This is a genomic window from Janthinobacterium sp. NKUCC06_STL, assembly GCF_019345455.1.
Classification (GTDB): Bacteria; Pseudomonadota; Gammaproteobacteria; order Burkholderiales; family Burkholderiaceae_D; genus Janthinobacterium; species Janthinobacterium rivuli.
This window is the reverse complement of sequence record NZ_JAHKQY010000044.1, coordinates 1-279: the sequence shown is the minus strand read 5'-3', so window position 1 is coordinate 279 and position 279 is coordinate 1. Positions and strand designations below refer to the sequence as shown.

Below are 279 nucleotides of genomic sequence, written 5' to 3'. Positions count from 1 at the left end.
TGTAGTCTGGAAATACCCTAGGGGGATTAGCTCAGCTGGGAGAGCACCTGCTTTGCAAGCAGGGGGTCGTCGGTTCGATCCCGTCATCCTCCACCAAAAGTTCAAACGTAAGTTGATCACATCGATGATTGAATTTAGGTTTGGTCTTTTCGAGACCAAGTGCTGTATGTTCTTTAACAATCTGGAAGAAGTAAAGATTATTTATTGATCGGTTTGCCGTAAAAGGTAAATCGATGGGTAATGATTGTATGTATCAACAAACAAGCAACAACGTTGTAC

At 42.3% G+C, this 279-nt stretch carries 1 tRNA gene; it reads left to right on the top strand.

From position 1 onward, the window contains the following. Positions 1-20 precede the first annotated feature (20 nt). Positions 21-96 (top strand) — tRNA-Ala (locus KO539_RS29920). The last annotated feature ends 183 nt before the right edge of the window (positions 97-279 follow it).